This is a genomic window from Azospirillum sp. HJ39 (assembly GCF_041507355.1).
GTDB lineage: Bacteria > Pseudomonadota > Alphaproteobacteria > Azospirillales > Azospirillaceae > Azospirillum > Azospirillum thiophilum.
In genome coordinates this window covers 202,189-219,287 of sequence record NZ_CP167911.1, presented here as the reverse complement: position 1 = coordinate 219,287, position 17,099 = coordinate 202,189, and the positions used below count along the sequence as shown (strand labels likewise).

The following is a 17,099-nucleotide window of genomic DNA, read 5'->3' as shown; positions in this document are numbered from 1 at the left end:
CTCGCCCGCCATGGCTGCGGCCTTGCGGCGATCGACGAGGGGGCGATGCGCTTCTATACCGCGCCGCCCCTGATGCCGGACAGTTCCGCCGCGGCGCGGGCGCAGGTGACGCTGTGGGCCGACCCCGCCACCCGGATGGAGGTGGCGCGTGCGATGTACGCGATCCGCTTCGGCGAGATCGTCCGCACCCGCGACATCGACGGGCTGCGCGGCCGGGAGGGGGCGCGGATCAAGGAAAGTTCCCCCGCACATGCGGGGATAGACCCCACATGCGACAGAGCTTGGAGAGGACGGATGTGGTTCCCCCGCACAGGCGGGGATAGATTCCATCGGCGGGGGGCTGGCGCACGCCCGGAACCATCGCCCGGACTTAGCGCGGCGGCGTTTGGAGGAGGCCGTAAGGCAGCCGTCAGGCGCCCTGCCGGAGATCGTAGGGGCGAAGCAGGATGTCGGCCGGGATGCGCCACTCCCGGTGCAGCGTCCAGGCCTGATCCATCGTCAGCGGACGGCGCCGGTTCAGGATCTCCGAAGCGCGTGGGCGGGAGCCGAGCAACCGGCCGAGGTCGGACTGCGTATAGCCGGCCGCATCCATCCGAGCCTTGATCGCTGCGACGGGATCGGGCGCATCGATGGGCCAGCGCGCATCCTCATAGGCGCTGACCAGCGTCCCCAAAATCTCCAGGCGGTCATGATCCGGCGTACCGGGCTCGGCATCCCAAAGCCGCTCGATTTCGTCGACCGCCGCTTCGTGATCCGCATCCGTGCGAATCGGCTTCATCTCGTACATTCAACACCTCTAGTGAGGGGATTTATAGTTATCTAGTACAGATCAACGATCAAGGCGCTAATCCTGTCGTACTCCGCGTGCGTTCCGATGAATTTTACGAATGCGATTTTGGATGTGAACTTAAATGCTGCGATCAACCTATAGTTACCGCCGCAAATCTCGAAGCGTACCCTTTCGGAATTCAGTACTTTTGCTTTTGGGTAGCTTTTCATCACATCATTCATGCATGACCACCCGGCAGTGCGGGCCATGCGGAACCACTCCTTCAATGGCTGCTCCGTTTCCGGATGCCGCTCCCAATAGTCGATCAAGGTTGAACGCTTGATGATGTTCATACCCACATCATAGGCTATTCCCATTTTGGGAACAAACGCTATCTTCCCATACTGGGAACACCATGGTTCCCTCGCACATGCGGGGATGGACCCTCGGCAAGGCGCCGTGCCGCCCTTGAACAAAATCCCCAAATTCGGAAAATAATCCTATAAACTCCCCCGCAAGTTTTCTCACCTGCGGAGTCCCGCCATGCCGATCGACGCCAGCACCCTCACCCACGACCGTCTCCCCAGCTGGGCGGAGGAGCCGCCGGTTCCGGCCGGCGGCTCGCTGGTCCCCAGCTCGCAGTTCCATGAGGAGCAGTGGATCATGGCCGCCGGCATGCTGGCGCGCGGGAATTCCTTCCTCCAGGTCGCCCGCGCCATGGGATGCAGCCGCACCACCCTGTGGCGGGCCTATTACGGCTCGAAGGATTTCCGCGTCCGCGTGTGGTGGGAGCGCGAGGCGCTGAACCGCGAGGCCGAGCTGCGCCTGTCCTCGCTGCGCGCCCTGGTCGCCGAGCAGATCGAGCGGCTGGTGTCCTCCGGCGATCCGGCGACGGTGCGCTGGCTGGCCGAGCGGCTCGGCCTGTTCGCCGGCCTCGACGACGCCGCCGGCCTCAGCCAGCATCAGGCCCGCCAGCCCGAACCCGTCCCGCCCCCCTCGATAATCGTGCCCGAACTCGACGATGACGGCCCCGGCCTGCTGCGCGAGCGCACCCCGCCCGACCCCGCCCTCGTCGCCGCCATCCTTGCCCGGCCGGAAGCGGACGGCCCGAAGGGCGTCTATCCCTGGACGCTCACCCCGGAAGACCCGTTCCCCAACCTCGCCCCCGGCCCGGTCCGCCGCCGCGGCGCCGGCGCCTTCGCCCGCATCCGGTAAGGCGAGGCGGCCCAGATGGAACAGCGGCCGGAAGACCGTTCCACCATGTTCCACCGCCCCGCCACCGCCACCGCCCCCGCCCCACCCTCACAGCAGCGACAGCTGGTCCCCCGGTGCCGGCGGCGGCCGGAAGCGCGTGCAGTCGAGCCGCCAGTTCCGCTCGCCCAGCCCGAGCTTCCTGCAGGCCAGCCGGAAACGCTGGCGCAGCAGCTCGGCATGCGGGCCGCTGCCGGTCATCCGCGTGCCGAAGCCGGAGCGGTAGAGCGCGCCGTCCCGGCTCTGCCGCATCAGGCTCAGCACCCGCTCGGCGCGGTCGGGGACGTGGACGCGCAGCCATTCCTCGAACAGCCCGGCGATCTCCAGCGGCAGCCGCAGCAGGATATAGCTGGCCGCGGTCGCCCCGGCGCCGGCCGCCGCCTCCAGGATGGCGTCCAGCTCATGGTCGTTGAGCGCCGGGATCATCGGGCTGGCCAGGACCGACACCGGGACGCCGGCCCCGGCCAGGGCGCGGATGGCCTCCAGCCGGCGCGGCGGGGTGCTGGCCCGCGGCTCCATCACCCGGGCAAGGTCGCGGTCGAGCGTCGTCACCGACAGCGAGACCGACGCCAGCCCGCCTGCGGCCATCGGCGCCAGGATGTCGAGGTCGCGCAGCACCAGCGCCGACTTGGTGATGATGCTGACCGGCTGGTTGAAGTCGCGGCAGACCTCCAGCACGCGCCGGGTGATGCCCTCCGTCCGCTCGACCGGCTGGTAGGGATCGGTGTTGGCGCCCAGCGCCAGCGGCCGGCAGGCATAGGATTTCGCCCGCAGCTCCCGGGCCAGCAGCTCCGCCGCGTTGCGCTTGGCGAACAGCCTCGTCTCGAAATCCAGCCCCGGCGACAGGCCGAGATAGGCATGGGTCGGCCGGGCGAAGCAGTAGATACAGGCGTGCTCGCAGCCCTGGTAGGGGTTGACCGACTGGTCGAAGGCGACGTCGGGCGACTCGTTGCGGGCGATGATCGAGCGGGCCGAGGCCGGGGAGACGATGGTGCGCACCGGATCGGACAGCGCCCCGTTGCCGCCCTCCTCGTAGCCGGTCCAGCCGTCGTCGGTCAGGACGCGGGTTTCGCGCTCATAGCGGCCGGTGGCGTTGCTGACCGCGCCGCGCCCCTTGACCGGCGGCCGGCGGATCTCGTCCGGTATGTCGCCCGGTATCTCGTCCCACATGTCGTCCATGACCGCAGATTAACCGCGCCGGAAAAGAACGTAAAGCGAACAAACGCCCTGCGGCCGGCGGGACGGGGAAAGAACCCGGCCGCAACATACCGAACATACATAAAGATATCTTTATGCTTGCATGGGAGGTGGACCGCTGATACACCCTTGGCCAATCGCAGCGGCAAGGCCGGGGATCCGGCAAACCCGGATCACCGGCTCCCGAACCGCCGCTTCCCGAACCACCACCGCCCTCCAGGAGTCATCCCCTCATGGCCGCCGAATTCACGGACTACAAGGTCAAGGACATCAGCCTCGCGAACTGGGGCCGTAAGGAGATCACCATCGCCGAGACCGAGATGCCGGGCCTGATGGCCCTGCGGTCGGAATTCGGCGCCTCCAAGCCGCTGGCCGGCGCCCGCATCGTCGGCTGCCTGCACATGACCATCCAGACCGCCGTCCTGATCGAGACGCTGACCGCGCTCGGCGCGACCGTGCGCTGGTCGTCCTGCAACATCTTCTCCACCCAGGACCAGGCCGCCGCCGCCATCGCCGCCGCCGGCATCCCGGTCTTCGCCTGGAAGGGCGAGACGGAGGAGGAGTTCTGGTGGTGCATCGAGCAGACGCTGCGCGGCCCCGATGGCTGGACCCCGAACATGATCCTGGACGATGGCGGCGACGTCACCCAGATCATGCACGACAAGTATCCGGAGATGCTGGACGACGTCCGCGGCCTGTCGGAGGAGACCACCACCGGCGTCCACCGCCTCTATGAGATGATGAAGAAGGGCACGCTGAAGGTTCCGGCCATCAACGTGAACGACAGCGTCACCAAGTCGAAGTTCGACAACCTCTATGGCTGCCGTGAATCGCTGGTCGACGGCATCAAGCGCGCCACCGACGTCATGGTCGCCGGCAAGGTCGCCGTGGTCGCCGGCTATGGCGACGTCGGCAAGGGCTCGGCCGCCAGCCTGCGCTCGCAGGGCGCCCGCGTCATGGTGACGGAGATCGACCCGATCAACGCGCTCCAGGCCGCGATGGAAGGCTATCAGGTCATCACCATGGACGAGGCGGCGCCGCTGGGCGACATCTTCGTCACGGCGACCGGCAACGTCGACGTCATCACGATCGACCACATGCGCGCCATGAAGGACCGCGCCATCGTCTGCAACATCGGCCACTTCGACAGCGAGATCCAGATCGACGCCCTGCGCAACCTGGTCTGGGAAGAGGTCAAGCCGCAGGTCGACGAGGTGGTGTTCCCCGACGGCAAGCGCCTGATCGTGCTGGCCCAGGGCCGTCTGGTCAACCTGGGCTGCGCCACCGGCCACCCCAGCTTCGTGATGAGCGCCAGCTTCACCAACCAGGTGCTGGCCCAGATCGAGCTGTGGACCAACGCCGCCAACTACGAGAACAAGGTCTACGTCCTGCCCAAGCACCTGGACGAGAAGGTCGCCCGCCTGCATCTCGACAAGATCGGCGCCAAGCTGACCACCCTGACCGAAAAGCAGGCCGCCTACATCAGCGTGCCGGCCGCCGGCCCCTACAAGCCGGACCACTACCGCTACTGAGCGGGCGTAGGGTTGGAAAAGAAGGGCCGTCCCGGTGGGGCGGCCCTTCTTCTTTGCGGCACGTATATTTCCCTCTCCCGCCCCGGGAGAGGGAGGGGACCCACGAAGTGGGGAGGGTGAGGGGCATTCCGGACATGGATCATCAATCCTTGGATCACCCCTCACCCTTCCCAAGCTTCGCTTGGGTCCCTTCCCTCTCCCGGGGCGGGAGAGGGAACCAGCCGCCCCAGCCACTCCGCCATCCCCTTGCCGGCCGCGACGCCCATGGCGAAACAGCCCTGCAGCAGATAGCCGCCGGTGGGGGCTTCCCAGTCCAGCATCTCGCCGGCCAGGAACAGGCCGGGGCGGCGGGCCAGCATCAGCCGGTCGTCCAGCTCGGACAAACGGACGCCGCCGGCAGAGGAGATGGCGCGGTCGATCGGGCGGATGCCGGTCAGCACCACCGCCAGCCCCTTGATCTGGCGGGCCAGCGCCACCGGATCGGACAGGTCGGCGGCGGGGGCGAATTCGCGCAGCAGGGCGGCGCGCGGGCCGGTCAGCGACAGCGACTTCTTCAGGAAGGTGGACAGCGATTCCGCACCGCGACGGCGCAGGCGCCTGACCAGTTCGGCCCCGTCCATGTCGGGCAGCAGGTCCAGCGTCAGGGTCGCCCAGCCGTCGGCCGCGACGGCGTCGCGCAGGGGGGCGCTCAGCGCATAGACGGCACCGCCTTCGATGCCGGTCTCGGTGATGACGAACTCGCCCTTCAGGCGGCGGACGGTGCCGGAGCGGTCGACGGCGGACAGGCCGACGCTCTTGACCGGCTGGCCGGCGAAGCGGCTGCGCAGATGGTCGGACCAGGGCACCTCGAAGCCCATGTTGGACGGCACCAGCGGGGCGATCTCCACCCCCTGGGCCTCCAGCAGCGGCAGCCAGCCGCCGTCCGACCCGGTGCGCGGCCAGCTCGCTCCGCCCAGCGCCAGCAGCGTGGCGCGCGGGGCGGCGGTGACCGTTTCCTCGCCATAACGGAAGGTCAGGGCGCCGTCCTTGCCCCAGCCGGTCCAGCGATGGCGACTGTGCAGCGTGACGCCCAGCCCGTCCAGCCGCCGCAGCCAGGCCCGCACCAGGGTCGACGCCTTCATCTGCACCGGGAAGACCCGGCCGCTGCTGCCGACGAAGGTCTCGATCCCAAGCCCGGCCGCCCAGGCGCGCAGGGCGTCGGGCGGGAACTCCGCCAGCAGGCGGCGGAACAGCGGCTCCGCTGCGCCGTAGCGGGGCAGGAAGCGGTCGAGCGGCTCCGAATGGGTCAGGTTCAGCCCGCCCCGCCCGGCCAGCAGCAGCTTGCGCGCCGGGGTCGGCGTGTAGTCGAACAGGGCGACCCGCAGGCCGGCGCCGGCAGCGATCTCCGCCGCCATCAGCCCGGCGGGGCCGGCGCCGACGATGGCCACGTCAGGGGTGCGATGGGGCAAGGGGGCTGGCTTTCACGATGAAAATGCCCCCACCCCGTCCATGGCGGGCATGGTCGAGGTGGGGGCGGGGCAAGAACGGGGACGGGAACGCGAACCGGGAGGGCCTGCCCTCAGTCCTCGTAATCCTGGTCCTGCGCCACCTCTTCCGCCAGATCGGCGGCGAGGTCGGCGAAATAGCCGGCGTCGACTTCCAGGCCGTTTTCCTCGCAGATGCGCATGAAGACGCGGTAGGCGTGCAGGATGGCGACGTCGAGAACGGCGAGATCCGCTTCCTCGCCGTGGCGGTCGTTGATCTCCCGCTCCTGAAGGGTGGCGACGATGTCGTGCGCGGCGGCCTGCAGGACCGCGTCCATGGCTTGCTTGTGTTGTGTCGACATCGTGGTGGATCCTTGTTCCGGTCGTGGCTTCGCGCCCCCGCCCGGCCGGACCGGCGCCGCATGGCCGGCGGGGGTGGACGAACCGGCGGACGGAACGGGCGCGTCGGGGGCTCCGTTCGGTCGCGGCGGTTCGGCCTCCCCCTTGTTGTAGAATCCTTTTTCGCAGCCTAACAAGCCCCTTCGCGGGGGGCCGCCGGACGAGCTTCCGGGTTGCTCCGTACCGCTGCGGGATGGAGCCTCCGGCGTCCGGCTCGGGGCCGCGCTCGGCGTTTGGCTCAGCGTTTGACCGGGGCGAGCAGGGCGGCGCCGACATAGCCCAGCGCCTTGCCCTTCCGCCCGACGCGATACCAGCCGCCGGCCGCCTCCAGCACGGTGACGCGCTCGCCCGTATCCAGCACGTCCAGCACCTTGGCGTCGCAGACCGGGGCGACGCGCAGGTTGCCGGCGGCACGCAGCCGGGCGACGGTCCCGGCGCCCAGGCGCGGGCGCCCTGCCCGCTCCGGCAGGTCGTCGGGCAGGGCGCAGCCGCGGTCTTCGGGTGCGGCCTTGGCGTAGCGGCCGGGCTTCGGAGCGGTTGCGGAGGAGGCGGGGGCAGGGGCAGAGGCAGAGGCAGAGGCAGGGGCAGGGGCAGGGGCAGAGGCGACCCGTTCCGGCGCCACCTCCGCCAGATAGGCGCTGGAGGCATAGCCCAGCGGCTTGCCGGCGCGGCCGACCCGCTGCCAGCCGTTCACCGGCGCACCGAAGGCCATGACCCGGTCGCCTTTCTCCAGCGTGTCCAGCTCCCGGCCCTTGGCATCCGGCGCGGCGCGCAGATAGATGCCGGCCGTGGCGACCAGGGTCCGCCGCGCGGGAACGGCGGCCTTGGCCGCCTCCTTGGCGGTCTCCCTGGCGCTCTCCCTGGCGATCTCAGTGCCTGCGGGCTGGGGCTTTGCCGGCGGCACGGGAGGCGGCGAGGAGGCCGGCACGGGGGCCTTGGCCGGGGTTGCCGCGATGCGGGATGGCGTGGATGCGGGGAGGCCGATGGGCGACAGCGGGGCCGGGGCCACTGGCGGATGCTCCCACACCACGCCGGGAGTCAACGGGGGAGAGACGGTTTGTGCCGGGGTCAGGCGGGGCAGCGCGACGATGGGGGCCGCGGATGGGGTGAAGTGCTCGGCCGCCGCCGCTGCCGGCAGCAGCGCCAGCCCGGCGATCCCGGCGATCCGCATAAATGTTCCCCGCCGCATCCTGTCCATCGCCTGTCCGCCCCGTCAGTCGAGCGTGATGCGGGCGATCAGCGTCGGCAAGGTCTGGCAGTGCAGCAGCCCGTCCATGGTCCGGTGCTCGGTCAGCCGCAGCGTCAGGGCGCAGCCGAATGCGTTCACGGCCAGTTCGGTCTGCGCCAGCGCGCCGACGATGCTGGACGGCCGCGCGATGCTGTAGCCCGGAGCGCCCAGCTTGCCGGCCAGCGCCCCGTTGACCGGGTTGAAGCCGTCGATCTCCAGCGTCATCGGCCCCAGATTCTGCACCACCGTCTCGGAACTGGGATCTTCCCGGGTGGCATAGAGCTGGACCGGCACGGCACGGCGCCGCGCGATCCAGTCCTTCAGCGCCAGATTGGCCACGACCGGATCGCGGCTTTGCAGAGCCGCCTCCATCGCCGTCTGGCGCAGCGCCGGGTCGTTGCCGCCCAACGCCGCTTCGAAGGCGGCCAGCCGCGCCGCGCGATCCTGCCCGGTCAGCTTGCCGTGCAGGTCGGCGAGCTGGGCGATGCGCGCCTCGACGGCCTGGCGCTCGCTTTCGGTGCGGGCCGCCTCGGCCCGGGCGGCGGCGGTCTGCTGGGCAAGCCTCTCGTCCTCGCGCCTGCGGCGTTCGGTTTCTTCGGCCAGCCGGCGGGCAGCATCGCGGTCCAGCTGCTCGCGCAGGGTCCTCGCTTCCGGCGTGCCCAGCACCACGGTCCGGCCGGGCAGTTCGGCGGCCGGCTTGCCGACCCCGTCGAGCAGGCCGGGAGACTGCGGGGTCAGCGCGATGGTCCAGCCGGAGGCGTCGCGGGTGGCGAGCGCCGTCGCGACCCAGCTTTTGGCCAGCCCGGCCTCCGCCGCCGGGCGCAGGAAGGTCACCGGCCCCTCGCGGCTGTCGACCAGATAGGTCGGCGCTCCCAGCACCACCCGTGCCGTCACCCGCGCCGCCGCACGCGGGTCGGCCGACGGTGGCGTGGCGGCCGGCAACGGTTCGACCGTCAGCGCCTCGATACGCCAGGGGGTGGGCAGCAGCGATTCGATCCGGGCGCGCAGGACGGTTTCGGGAATCGATTCGGCAGAGGCCGCGGCCGGCTCGGCGGCCTCTGCCGGTCCGGACGGCAGGGCGGCCGCGATCCAACCGGCCAGAACACCTGCCGTGATGCGGGATGCGACGCGAGCCGCGAATCGCCCGTTCCCCGGTTGCATCATCGCCGATCCTTCCTCTCTTCCACCGTCCGGCCCCCTACCCGTCAGGTTTCGCCGCCAAGCCGCTCCGCCGATACCGGCTCCCGTCCCGAGAGGTGATTCGGCACTGGTATAGCGAAGGGGAAGCCAAGGGAAGCAGCTTTTACCGGCAACCTGCCGATCAGAGCGCCTGTGCAATACCCGCCTGCGCCCGATTGTCGCTCTCCATCGCGACCGTGGGTCGAAATTGACTTGGATGGCACACGCCGCTTGCAATATCGTCACACAAATGGATGTATTGCCCGCGGGTGGGTGGAACACGCAACGGATGGGGAACGGGGTTTCCGATGGAGGGCACGGGCGGAGGTAAGGACGGGCCGGGACTGCTCTGCCGCAACGTGAAGGTGAGCGGCCGTCGGACCAGCCTGAGGATGGAACCGTATATCTGGGACTCGCTGAAGGAAATCTGCGAGCGCGAGCGGCTCACCCTGAATGAGATCTGTTCCCAGATCGACGAACGCCGGGGGGAGGCGAACCTGACCGCCTCCATCCGCGTCTTCATCGTCAGCTACTACCGCACGGCGATCGGCAGTCGCGGATTTTCCGAAGACGGTCCATCGCCCCTGCTGCGCAGGGCGCTGGACGACGCCGTTCCGCTGGAGTGAGGAAAAAGGGGCGAAACCGCCCCTGGGGACTCACCACCGCAGGCTGGGCACCGCATAGGTCGGCATGTGGCCTGTCGCATCGGCCAGAACGCGCAGGTTGACCGGGCTGACCGCTTCACCCCACGCCGCGCCGCCCAGCTCCTCCTGGTGGATGCCGGCGGTGACCAGCGCCACGTCGATGCCGGCGGCGTTGGCGCCAGCGACGTCGGTGCGCAGGCTGTCACCCACGGCCAGGATACGGCTCCTGTCCTCGAGTCCCAGCAGCTTGAAGCAGCGCTCGTAGACGGGGGCATAGGGCTTGCCGTGCTGGCGCACGTCGCCGCCCATCTCCTCATAGCGGGCGGCCAGCGTGCCGGCACAGATCACCATCATCGGCCCGACCATCACCACCAGATCGGGATTGGCGCAGATCATCGGAAGGCCCGCGGCGAGGCAGGCATCCAGTTGCGGCTGATAGTCGGCCACCGTTTCGCCGAAGGTGACGATACCGGTGTTGACGATGAAGTCGGCCTCGTCCGGCGTCGCTGCAACCTCGTAGCCGAGCCCGGCATAGACGTCGGTGTCACGCTCCGGTCCGATATGGTAGAGGCGCCGGCCCAACGCCGCATGCCAGGGATCGTCACGGTCGCGCAGCGCCTCGTAGGTCGCTTCGCCGGACGTCATAACATGGTGGTAGCGCTCGCGCCCCAGCCCCATGCCATCCAGCTTCTCGATCACGCCGGGGGTACGGCGCGGCGCATTGGATAGCAGGCACAGGGTCTTGCCGGCGGCGCGCATGCGGTCGAGGCAGTCGGGAACGCCGGGGTAGGGCCTTTCGCCGTCGTGCAGCACGCCCCACAGGTCGAGGATGAACCCGTCATAGCGGTCGATGACCTCGGCGATGCCGGAAATCTGTCGGATGTCGGCCATGGTGTCCGGTCGTTTCGATTGAGGAGGAAGATCGTGTTGCGTCAACGGTCCAGGCTCAGCGTGGTTGCAGCAACTCGGCATAGACCGCCAGTGTTTCGGCGCACATGCGGTCCTTGGTGTAGCGGTCGGCGACGAAAGCCATGGCGCGGGCCCCGATGGCCTCGCGCTGGTCGGCGGTCAGCGACAAGGCTTCGTCCAGCGCATGGGCCAGCGCGTCCGGATCGTCCGGCGGCACCACCCAGGCGGTCTCTCCGGGGATGACGGTTTCCTGGAAGGCGCCGATGGCCGACACGATCACCGGCTTGCCCATCGCCTGTGCCTCGACGATCACCCGCCCGAAGGCCTCCGGCTCGCGGGAGGCGGAGACGACGACCGTCGACAACAGGTAGGCCGCAGCCATGTCGCTGCAATGGTCGGTCATCCGCACCGCGCCGCGCAGGCCGGCCGCTGCGATGCGGTTCTCCAGTTCCTCCCGGTAGCCGGTCCGGCCCTGGTCGGACCCCACCAGCAGGGCCAGCACGTCCTTGCGTCCCAGCTTGGCCAACGCATCGATCAGCACGGTCTGGCCTTTCCAGCGGGTCAGCCGGCCGGGCAGCAGGATGACCGGCCGGTCGTCGGGCAGGTTCCATTGTTTGGCGAGCGTGACCAGCCGCGCCGGGCTGACCCGGTCGGGGGCGAAGACGCCGCGGTCGATGCCGCGGTGGATGAGGCGCACCCGCTCCGGATCGACCGGATAATTGCCCAGCACATGGTCGCGGATGAAACCGGAGATCGCGATCACCCGCTCGCCGCGTGCCATCACCGAATTGTACCAGCGCTTCAGCCTGCCGCCGACCGGACCGGAGCCGAAATTATAGGGGGCATGGAACGTGGTCATGTAGCGCGTGCCGGTGGCCCTGCAGGCGAGCCACGCGCTCCAAGCCGGGGCACGGGAGCGGGCGTGGACAATGTCCACCTTGTGCTCTCGGATGATGGCGGCGAGCCGGCGGGCATTGCGCCGGATGGTCAGCGGGTTCTTCGATGCCAGCGGCAGGGTCAGATGCGGGATGCGTGCACGGTCGAGTTCGCGCACCATCGGCCCGCCCTCCGATGCCACCAAGGGCGTGCCGCCGGCCGCCTGCAGGGCGAGCGCCATGTCGATGCAGCCGCGCTCCGCCCCGCCGGTGACCAGCGTCGGCACCACCTGCAGCACGGTCGGCGCCTTTCCGCCTTGCCAGCGGATACCGGGCCAATGGGTGCTTTGGGTGGCGGAGCCGTCATCGTTGCGCGGGAACGGGTCGGTGGTAAGGTGGGGGTCGAAATCCATGATGCCGGCTGCTCGGAAGGGGCGGCCCGGGGCGGTCGCGGGCTCCTGCCCACCGGCCGCCATCGAAACCGGTGTCCGACCGTGTGCCGGTATCCGTTGCCGAAGGTGACCGTATGACCGAAACCGCAGCCCATCCGGGCGGCGCGCACCATAGCCTAACGCGCGGTGCGGCGACCATAGCCTATCACCACACCCCTGCCGGTCCCGCCGGACAGGGCAGGCCGGGCATCATGTTCCTCGGTGGCTTCATGTCCGATATGACCGGCGGCAAGGCGACCACGCTGGAACGCTGGGCGGTCGGCCGGGGGCTTTCCTTCACCCGCTTCGACTATCAGGGACACGGCGCCTCCAGCGGTCGCTTTTCCGACGGCACCATCGGCCTGTGGGCCGACGATGCGCTGGCGGTGCTGGACCGGGTGACGGCAGGGCCGCAGATCCTCGTCGGTTCATCAATGGGCGGCTGGATTATGCTGCTGACCGCGCTTCGTCGTCCGGAACGGGTGGCCGGGCTGGTCGGCATCGCGCCGGCCCCGGATTTCACCGAAGAGCTGATGTGGGACATCTTCGAGCCCGACATCCGCCGCCGGATCATGGAGATCGGCGTGTGGAACCGCCCGTCGGAATATGGGCCCGAACAGCAGCCAATTACCCGCGCCCTGATCGAGGAGGGCCGCCACCACCTGCTGCTGCGCGGGGGCAGCCCCATCGCCTTCGACGGTCCCGTCCGCCTGCTGCACGGCCAGCGCGATCCCGACGTGCCCTGGCAACTCAGCCTGCGCATCGCCGAAAGGCTGACCGGCAACGATGTCCGCGTCACCCTGATCAAGGACGGAGACCACCGGCTGTCCCGACCCCAGGATCTGGATCTTCTGTGCCGCACCGTCGGCACCCTGGCGGACGAGATCGGCACGGTATCCGGGGACGCAAAAAAATATCATCGGGTTAAATCGGGGGCTTGCGTCGCCGCGAGCCTCTGGCTATAACCCGGGCCTCTGCGGAGGGGTGGCCGAGTGGTTGAAGGCGCACGCCTGGAAAGTGTGTATACGTCAAAAGCGTATCGAGGGTTCGAATCCCTCTCCCTCCGCCACGAATTCAGCCCAAGCAATTAATTTGCTTGGGCTTTTTCGTTTCCGGAGCGCGTGCGCCCCACACTTCTCCCCACATTCTGTTGCGGATCGGGGCGGATTGAACCGCGCCGGGATTGTCGGCGGCTCCAACTCCTGAGAAGGTGGAGCGACGATGAGCAAGACAACGAACAAATTTTCCGCGGAAGTCCGGTCACGGGCGGTTCGCCTGGTTCTGGACGATGAGAAGGATCACCCGTCCCGCTGGGCGGCGGTCTCGTCGGTTGCGACGAAGATCGGCTGCTCGGCGCAGACGCTGAACGAGTGGGTGAAGAAGGCCGAGGTGGACACCGGCAGTCGGGCGGGCATCCCGACGGATGTTCAGGAGAAGCTGAAGGCGCAGGATCGGGAGATCCGGGAACTGCGTCAGGCGAACGAGATTCTGCGCAAGGCGTCGGCCTATTTCGCGATGGCGGAGCTCGACCGCCGCCCGAAATGATGCTGGGTTTCATCGAGACCCACCGCCAGGACTATGGGGTCGAGCCGATCTGCAAGGTTTTGCCGATCGCCCCGTCCACGGTGCGCCGGCATATCGCCCGTCAGGCCGATCCGGCCAAGGCACCGGAACGGGTCCGTCGGGATGCCGGGTTGAGAGCCGATATCCGGCGGGTGTTTGACGAGAATTTCCAGGTTTATGGGGTCCGTAAAGTGTGGCGGCAATTGCAACGGGAGGGTCGGAAGGTGGCCCGTTGCACGGTCGGACGGCTGATGCGCGGGATGAACCTGCGGGGTGTCATTCGTGGCAAGCCGGTGAAAACGAGCATCCAGGACAAGGGCTTGCCCTGTCCTCTGGATCATGTGAACCGGCAATTCCGAGCCCAACGGCCGGACATGCTGTGGCTTTCGGATTTCACTTACGTCCCCACCTGGAACGGCTTTGTCTATGTGGCCTTCATCATCGCCGCCTTCGCGCGCCGGATCGTTGGCTGGCGGGTTTCCCGGACGCCCGATGCCGGTTTTCGTCCTGGATGCCCTGGAACAGGCCCTGCATCAGCGCCGGCCGGTCGGCAAATCCGGGCTGGTTCACCACTCGGACAGGCGCAGTCAATATGTGTCCATCAAGTACACCGAGCGCCTGCTCCAGGCTGGCATCGAACCCTCCGTTGGCAGTGTCGGCGATTCCTATGACAACGCCTTGGCCGAAACCGTCAACGGTCTCTACAAGGCCGAGCTCATCCACAGGCGCGGACCTTGGAAATCCTTCGAGGCCGTCGAATACGCCACCCTCGAATGGGTCGATTGGTTCAACAACAGGCGCCTGCTCGAACCCATCGGAAATATTCCGCCAGCCGAGGCCGAGCGACGTTATTATGCTGACCGGGAGGCCATGCCCATAGCAGCGTGACTCACGAACAATGGCCGCCGACAATCCCGGCGCGGTTCATTCGGCTGCCGCACCAGCAAGTCGCGGGTCTTGTGCAGCATCAGCGCGGCCTGCTGGTTCACACTCTCGACCACCACAAAGCGCATGGTCGGCCGCGTGACCGCTTCGCAGATCGCCTCGGCATCGGCCGCGTCGGTCTCGCCCGGCTTCACGTACGGCTTGATATTCCGACCAGGCAAGGCGGCACGCTCTGAAAGAACTTCAGAACCACCGAACCGGGGCAAGATCTGCAGGCCCGGACCAGCAGCCCCAGCCCCGAAGCCTCAGCCGTTCTCCGCCAGCACCGAGCCGGCGAGATAGAGCGAACCGCAGATCAGCACGCGTGCCGGCCCCTGACGGCTACCCGTCAGGTCGGCAAGGGCAGTGTCAACCCCATCGGCTGCGCCATGGTCGCGAATGCCGCAGAGCTTGGCTGTCTCGCAGGATTCCTCGGCGGTGAAGCTGGCCTCTTCGCCGGGGATCGCCACCGCGCGCAGGGCATGGGTGAAGGGGGCGAGCGGGCCCAGGAACTCGAAGGGATCCTTGCTGGACAGCATGCCGTAGATCAGCAGCAGGGGCAGGGCGAGGCCACCGTCGGGCTGGCCGCGCGACCAATCGACCGCCTGCCGGGCCAGCACCTCGCCCGCCGAATCATTGTGGCCGCCGTCCAACCACAGCTCCCAACCCAGCGGCAGGCTTTCAGCCAGCGGACCGCGGGTCAAGCGCTGCAGCCGGGCTGGCCATTCGACGGCAGCCAGACCTCGGCGCACCGCCTCGTCATCCACCACCAGCGGCAGATGGTCCAGACAGGCGATGGCGACGCCGGCATTGGTGATCTGGTGGGCACCGGCCAACCCCGGCTGCGGCAGATCGACCTGCCGCTTCGCACTCTCGAAACGGAAACCGCCGGGGCGCTCCTCCACCGACCAGGGCTGGATCGGCGCAGCAATGGCGTTGGCGCGCAGCTTCAACGCCTTCAGCGCAGCGGCTTCCGGCTGCGGGGCCAGCACCACCGGCACGCCCGGCTTGAAGATCCCGGCCTTTTCGCAGGCGATCTCCAGCAGCGAGTCGCCCAGGAACTGGCGGTGGTCGTAGGAGATGCGGGTGACCGCCGTCACCGCCGGCCTGTCCACCACGTTGGTGGCGTCGAGCCGTCCACCCAGCCCGGTTTCCAGCAGCACCACGTCGGCCGGCACGCGGGAGAAGGCCAGGAAGGCGGCGACCGTCGTCACCTCGAAGAAGGTGATCGGGTTACCGGCGTTGGCGACCTCGCATTCCTCGAGCAGCGCAGCCAGGTGGTCGTCGTCGATCAGCCTGCCGGCCAGCCGAATACGCTCGTGGAAACGCACGAGATGCGGCGAGGTATAGACATGAACGCGATAGCCCGCCGCCTCCAGCATCGCCCGCAGGAAGGCGACCGTCGATCCCTTGCCGTTGGTGCCGGCGACATGGACCACCGGCGGCAGTTTGGCCTCCGGATGGCCCAGAGCCGCCAGCAGCCGGTGCATCCGCTCCAGCGACAGATCGATGACTTTGGGATGAAGCCCCTTCAACCGATCCAGCACCGGGTCGGAACGGCTGGCGGCCGGGCGTACCGGCAAACGGAGGGCGTCGGTCATGGTCGTCTCGGGTCGGATGTGGCCGTTCGGAAGGAGCGCCGGTCAGTCGGCGCCGGCCTGGAACGATGCCGCCGGCGCGGGGGGTTGGGCGGCCGGCTGCTGGACAGCCGGCTGCACCGTCTCGCCCTCGACCGACGGAGCGGCCGTGAGGTCGACATCCTCCGGTTCCACCGCATCGATGCGCGGCGTCATCAGCAGGCCGATGGTGCGGACCAGCGTCGGGCGCAAGTCGCGGCGGTGGACGACCATGTCGACCATGCCGTGCTCCAGCAGATACTCGGAACGCTGGAAGCCCTCCGGCAGGGTTTCGCGGATCGTGCTCTCGATCACCCGGGCACCGGCAAAGCCGATCTGCGCGCCCTTCTCGGCGATGTGGATGTCGCCCAGCATCGCAAAGCTGGCGGTGACGCCCCCGGTGGTGGGGTCGGTCAGCACGACGATGTAGGGCAGACCGGCTTCCTTGACCATCTCCACCGCGATGGTGGTGCGCGGCATCTGCATCAGCGACAGGATGCCTTCCTGCATGCGCGCGCCGCCCGAGGCCGGGACGACGATCAGCGGCGCGTTCTTCGCCACCGCCAAACGGGCGGCGGTCAACAGCCCTTCGCCGACGGCAATCCCCATCGACCCGCCCATGAAGCCGAAGTCGAAGGCGGCGACCACGGCGGCATGGCCGCCGATCCGCCCCTCGCCCACCACGACGGCGTCGGTGCGGCCGGTCTTGGTCTGGGCCTCCTTGAGGCGGTCGGTGTAGCGCTTCTGATCGCGGAACTTCAGCGGATCTGCGACCGACTTCGGCAACTCGACGCCCTCATAGGCGCCGTCGTCGAACATCGACCCCAGCCGCTTGATCGGGTCGAGCCGCATATGGAAGCCGCAATGTTGGCACACGTGCAGGTTCTCTTCCAGCTCGCGGTGGAACAGCATCGACTCGCAGCTCGGGCATTTGTGCCAGAGGTTGTCGGGCACTTCCTTGCGGGCATAGAGCGCGCGGATCTTGGGACGGACGTAGTTGGTGAGCCAGTTCATGGAACGCCTTTCAACGACACGGCGATGCGCTGAACCGACCCGGCGCCGGGTCGGTTCAGCCGTCTGTCGCCATGAGCGATCGTGTTGCGGGTGTCGTAAAGCGGT

The 17,099-nt window shown here is 68.4% G+C and carries 16 protein-coding genes, 1 tRNA gene, 2 pseudogenes and 1 other annotated feature; of the genes and pseudogenes, 6 read left to right on the top strand and 13 right to left on the bottom strand.

Going from position 1 to position 17,099, the window contains the following annotated elements; translation table 11 throughout:
* Positions 1 to 53 precede the first annotated feature (53 nt).
* From ABMY26_RS14520 to ABMY26_RS14510, 3 genes are all read right to left on the bottom strand, one after another.
* Positions 54 to 233 (bottom strand): hypothetical protein, encoded by a 180-nt coding sequence (locus tag ABMY26_RS14520; RefSeq protein ID WP_372397965.1) that lies wholly within the window; start codon positions 231 to 233, stop codon positions 54 to 56.
* A 176-nt stretch (positions 234 to 409) separates the two neighbouring features.
* A complete protein-coding gene (locus ABMY26_RS14515; protein ID WP_372397964.1) occupies positions 410 to 787 on the bottom strand; it encodes a type II toxin-antitoxin system HigA family antitoxin in 378 nt (125 codons plus the stop codon).
* A 32-nt stretch (positions 788 to 819) separates the two neighbouring features.
* Positions 820 to 1,122, bottom strand: coding sequence for a type II toxin-antitoxin system HigB family toxin (locus tag ABMY26_RS14510; protein WP_372397963.1), 303 nt, complete (start codon positions 1,120 to 1,122; stop codon positions 820 to 822).
* A 190-nt stretch (positions 1,123 to 1,312) separates the two neighbouring features.
* Here ABMY26_RS14510 and ABMY26_RS14505 point away from each other — a divergent pair, with 190 nt between their 5' ends.
* Positions 1,313 to 1,984, top strand: a complete 672-nt coding sequence (locus ABMY26_RS14505) for a hypothetical protein (protein WP_372397962.1) — start codon at positions 1,313 to 1,315, stop codon at positions 1,982 to 1,984.
* A gap of 87 nt (positions 1,985 to 2,071) precedes the next feature.
* Here ABMY26_RS14505 and ABMY26_RS14500 read toward each other — a convergent pair whose 3' ends face one another.
* Complete coding sequence (locus ABMY26_RS14500; protein WP_372399017.1) at positions 2,072 to 3,190, bottom strand: PA0069 family radical SAM protein; 1,119 nt, start codon at positions 3,188 to 3,190, stop codon at positions 2,072 to 2,074.
* A gap of 260 nt (positions 3,191 to 3,450) precedes the next feature.
* Here ABMY26_RS14500 and ahcY point away from each other — a divergent pair, with 260 nt between their 5' ends.
* Positions 3,451 to 4,749 (top strand): adenosylhomocysteinase, encoded by a 1,299-nt coding sequence (ahcY, locus tag ABMY26_RS14495; protein ID WP_372397961.1) that lies wholly within the window; start codon positions 3,451 to 3,453, stop codon positions 4,747 to 4,749.
* A 161-nt stretch (positions 4,750 to 4,910) separates the two neighbouring features.
* Here the strand turns inward: ahcY and ABMY26_RS14490 are convergent, their stop codons facing one another.
* From ABMY26_RS14490 to ABMY26_RS14475, 4 genes are all read right to left on the bottom strand, one after another.
* Positions 4,911 to 6,197 carry an NAD(P)/FAD-dependent oxidoreductase gene (locus tag ABMY26_RS14490; protein ID WP_372397960.1) on the bottom strand — a complete coding sequence of 429 codons (1,287 nt, stop codon included), beginning with the start codon at positions 6,195 to 6,197 and terminating at the stop codon, positions 4,911 to 4,913.
* 110 nt (positions 6,198 to 6,307) lie between these two features.
* Positions 6,308 to 6,574, bottom strand: coding sequence for a hypothetical protein (locus ABMY26_RS14485; protein WP_045581411.1), 267 nt, complete (start codon positions 6,572 to 6,574; stop codon positions 6,308 to 6,310).
* Positions 6,575 to 6,849: 275 nt separating this feature from the next.
* Positions 6,850 to 7,782: an SH3 domain-containing protein gene (locus ABMY26_RS14480; RefSeq protein ID WP_372397959.1), complete on the bottom strand. Its 933-nt coding sequence runs from the start codon at positions 7,780 to 7,782 to the stop codon at positions 6,850 to 6,852.
* A gap of 42 nt (positions 7,783 to 7,824) precedes the next feature.
* A complete protein-coding gene (locus tag ABMY26_RS14475) occupies positions 7,825 to 9,003 on the bottom strand; it encodes a hypothetical protein (protein WP_372397958.1) in 1,179 nt (392 codons plus the stop codon).
* A gap of 269 nt (positions 9,004 to 9,272) precedes the next feature.
* Here ABMY26_RS14475 and ABMY26_RS14470 point away from each other — a divergent pair, with 269 nt between their 5' ends.
* Positions 9,273 to 9,644, top strand: a complete 372-nt coding sequence (locus ABMY26_RS14470; RefSeq protein WP_372397957.1) for a ribbon-helix-helix domain-containing protein — start codon at positions 9,273 to 9,275, stop codon at positions 9,642 to 9,644.
* Positions 9,645 to 9,674: 30 nt separating this feature from the next.
* Here ABMY26_RS14470 and ABMY26_RS14465 read toward each other — a convergent pair whose 3' ends face one another.
* Positions 9,675 to 10,553 carry a TIGR01459 family HAD-type hydrolase gene (locus ABMY26_RS14465; protein WP_372397956.1) on the bottom strand — a complete coding sequence of 293 codons (879 nt, stop codon included), beginning with the start codon at positions 10,551 to 10,553 and terminating at the stop codon, positions 9,675 to 9,677.
* A 55-nt stretch (positions 10,554 to 10,608) separates the two neighbouring features.
* A complete protein-coding gene (locus tag ABMY26_RS14460) occupies positions 10,609 to 11,859 on the bottom strand; it encodes a glycosyltransferase family 4 protein (RefSeq protein ID WP_372397955.1) in 1,251 nt (416 codons plus the stop codon).
* A gap of 113 nt (positions 11,860 to 11,972) precedes the next feature.
* Between ABMY26_RS14460 and ABMY26_RS14455 the strand changes: the two genes are divergently transcribed.
* From ABMY26_RS14455 to ABMY26_RS14445, 3 genes and pseudogenes are all read left to right on the top strand, one after another.
* Positions 11,973 to 12,842: an alpha/beta hydrolase gene (locus ABMY26_RS14455; RefSeq protein WP_372397954.1), complete on the top strand. Its 870-nt coding sequence runs from the start codon at positions 11,973 to 11,975 to the stop codon at positions 12,840 to 12,842.
* A 13-nt stretch (positions 12,843 to 12,855) separates the two neighbouring features.
* A tRNA-Ser gene (locus ABMY26_RS14450) sits at positions 12,856 to 12,946 on the top strand.
* 152 nt (positions 12,947 to 13,098) lie between these two features.
* Positions 13,099 to 14,328 (top strand): annotated as a pseudogene (locus tag ABMY26_RS14445) (IS3 family transposase).
* Positions 13,380 to 13,496 (top strand) — a sequence feature (AL1L pseudoknot). (Overlaps the previous pseudogene by 117 nt.)
* A gap of 44 nt (positions 14,329 to 14,372) precedes the next feature.
* Here ABMY26_RS14445 and ABMY26_RS14440 read toward each other — a convergent pair.
* From ABMY26_RS14440 to accD, 3 genes and pseudogenes are all read right to left on the bottom strand, one after another.
* Positions 14,373 to 14,534 (bottom strand): annotated as a pseudogene (locus tag ABMY26_RS14440) (IS110 family transposase); the annotation flags it as partial.
* Between the two features lie 96 nt (positions 14,535 to 14,630).
* Entirely contained in the window at positions 14,631 to 15,965 is a 1,335-nt protein-coding gene (locus tag ABMY26_RS14435; RefSeq protein WP_372397953.1) for a folylpolyglutamate synthase/dihydrofolate synthase family protein, read from the bottom strand.
* A gap of 42 nt (positions 15,966 to 16,007) precedes the next feature.
* Complete coding sequence (gene accD, locus ABMY26_RS14430; protein ID WP_372397952.1) at positions 16,008 to 16,994, bottom strand: acetyl-CoA carboxylase, carboxyltransferase subunit beta; 987 nt, start codon at positions 16,992 to 16,994, stop codon at positions 16,008 to 16,010.
* Positions 16,995 to 17,099 lie beyond the last annotated feature (105 nt).

What these genes read in the sequence shown, in the direction of transcription:
- ABMY26_RS14515 (WP_372397964.1), bottom strand. Translation starts at nt 787, where the DNA reads ATGTACGAGATGAAGCCGATTCGCACGGATGCGGATCACGAAGCGGCG.
- ABMY26_RS14510 (WP_372397963.1), bottom strand. Translation starts at nt 1,122, where the DNA reads ATGAACATCATCAAGCGTTCAACCTTGATCGACTATTGGGAGCGGCAT.
- ABMY26_RS14505 (WP_372397962.1), top strand. Translation starts at nt 1,313, where the DNA reads ATGCCGATCGACGCCAGCACCCTCACCCACGACCGTCTCCCCAGCTGG.
- ABMY26_RS14500 (WP_372399017.1), bottom strand. Translation starts at nt 3,190, where the DNA reads ATGTGGGACGAGATACCGGGCGACATACCGGACGAGATCCGCCGGCCG.
- ahcY (WP_372397961.1), top strand. Translation starts at nt 3,451, where the DNA reads ATGGCCGCCGAATTCACGGACTACAAGGTCAAGGACATCAGCCTCGCG.
- ABMY26_RS14485 (WP_045581411.1), bottom strand. Translation starts at nt 6,574, where the DNA reads ATGTCGACACAACACAAGCAAGCCATGGACGCGGTCCTGCAGGCCGCC.
- ABMY26_RS14480 (WP_372397959.1), bottom strand. Translation starts at nt 7,782, where the DNA reads ATGCGGATCGCCGGGATCGCCGGGCTGGCGCTGCTGCCGGCAGCGGCG.
- ABMY26_RS14475 (WP_372397958.1), bottom strand. Translation starts at nt 9,003, where the DNA reads ATGATGCAACCGGGGAACGGGCGATTCGCGGCTCGCGTCGCATCCCGC.
- ABMY26_RS14470 (WP_372397957.1), top strand. Translation starts at nt 9,273, where the DNA reads ATGTATTGCCCGCGGGTGGGTGGAACACGCAACGGATGGGGAACGGGG.
- ABMY26_RS14465 (WP_372397956.1), bottom strand. Translation starts at nt 10,553, where the DNA reads ATGGCCGACATCCGACAGATTTCCGGCATCGCCGAGGTCATCGACCGC.
- ABMY26_RS14460 (WP_372397955.1), bottom strand. Translation starts at nt 11,859, where the DNA reads ATGGATTTCGACCCCCACCTTACCACCGACCCGTTCCCGCGCAACGAT.
- ABMY26_RS14455 (WP_372397954.1), top strand. Translation starts at nt 11,973, where the DNA reads ATGACCGAAACCGCAGCCCATCCGGGCGGCGCGCACCATAGCCTAACG.
- ABMY26_RS14435 (WP_372397953.1), bottom strand. Translation starts at nt 15,965, where the DNA reads ATGACCGACGCCCTCCGTTTGCCGGTACGCCCGGCCGCCAGCCGTTCC.
- accD (WP_372397952.1), bottom strand. Translation starts at nt 16,994, where the DNA reads ATGAACTGGCTCACCAACTACGTCCGTCCCAAGATCCGCGCGCTCTAT.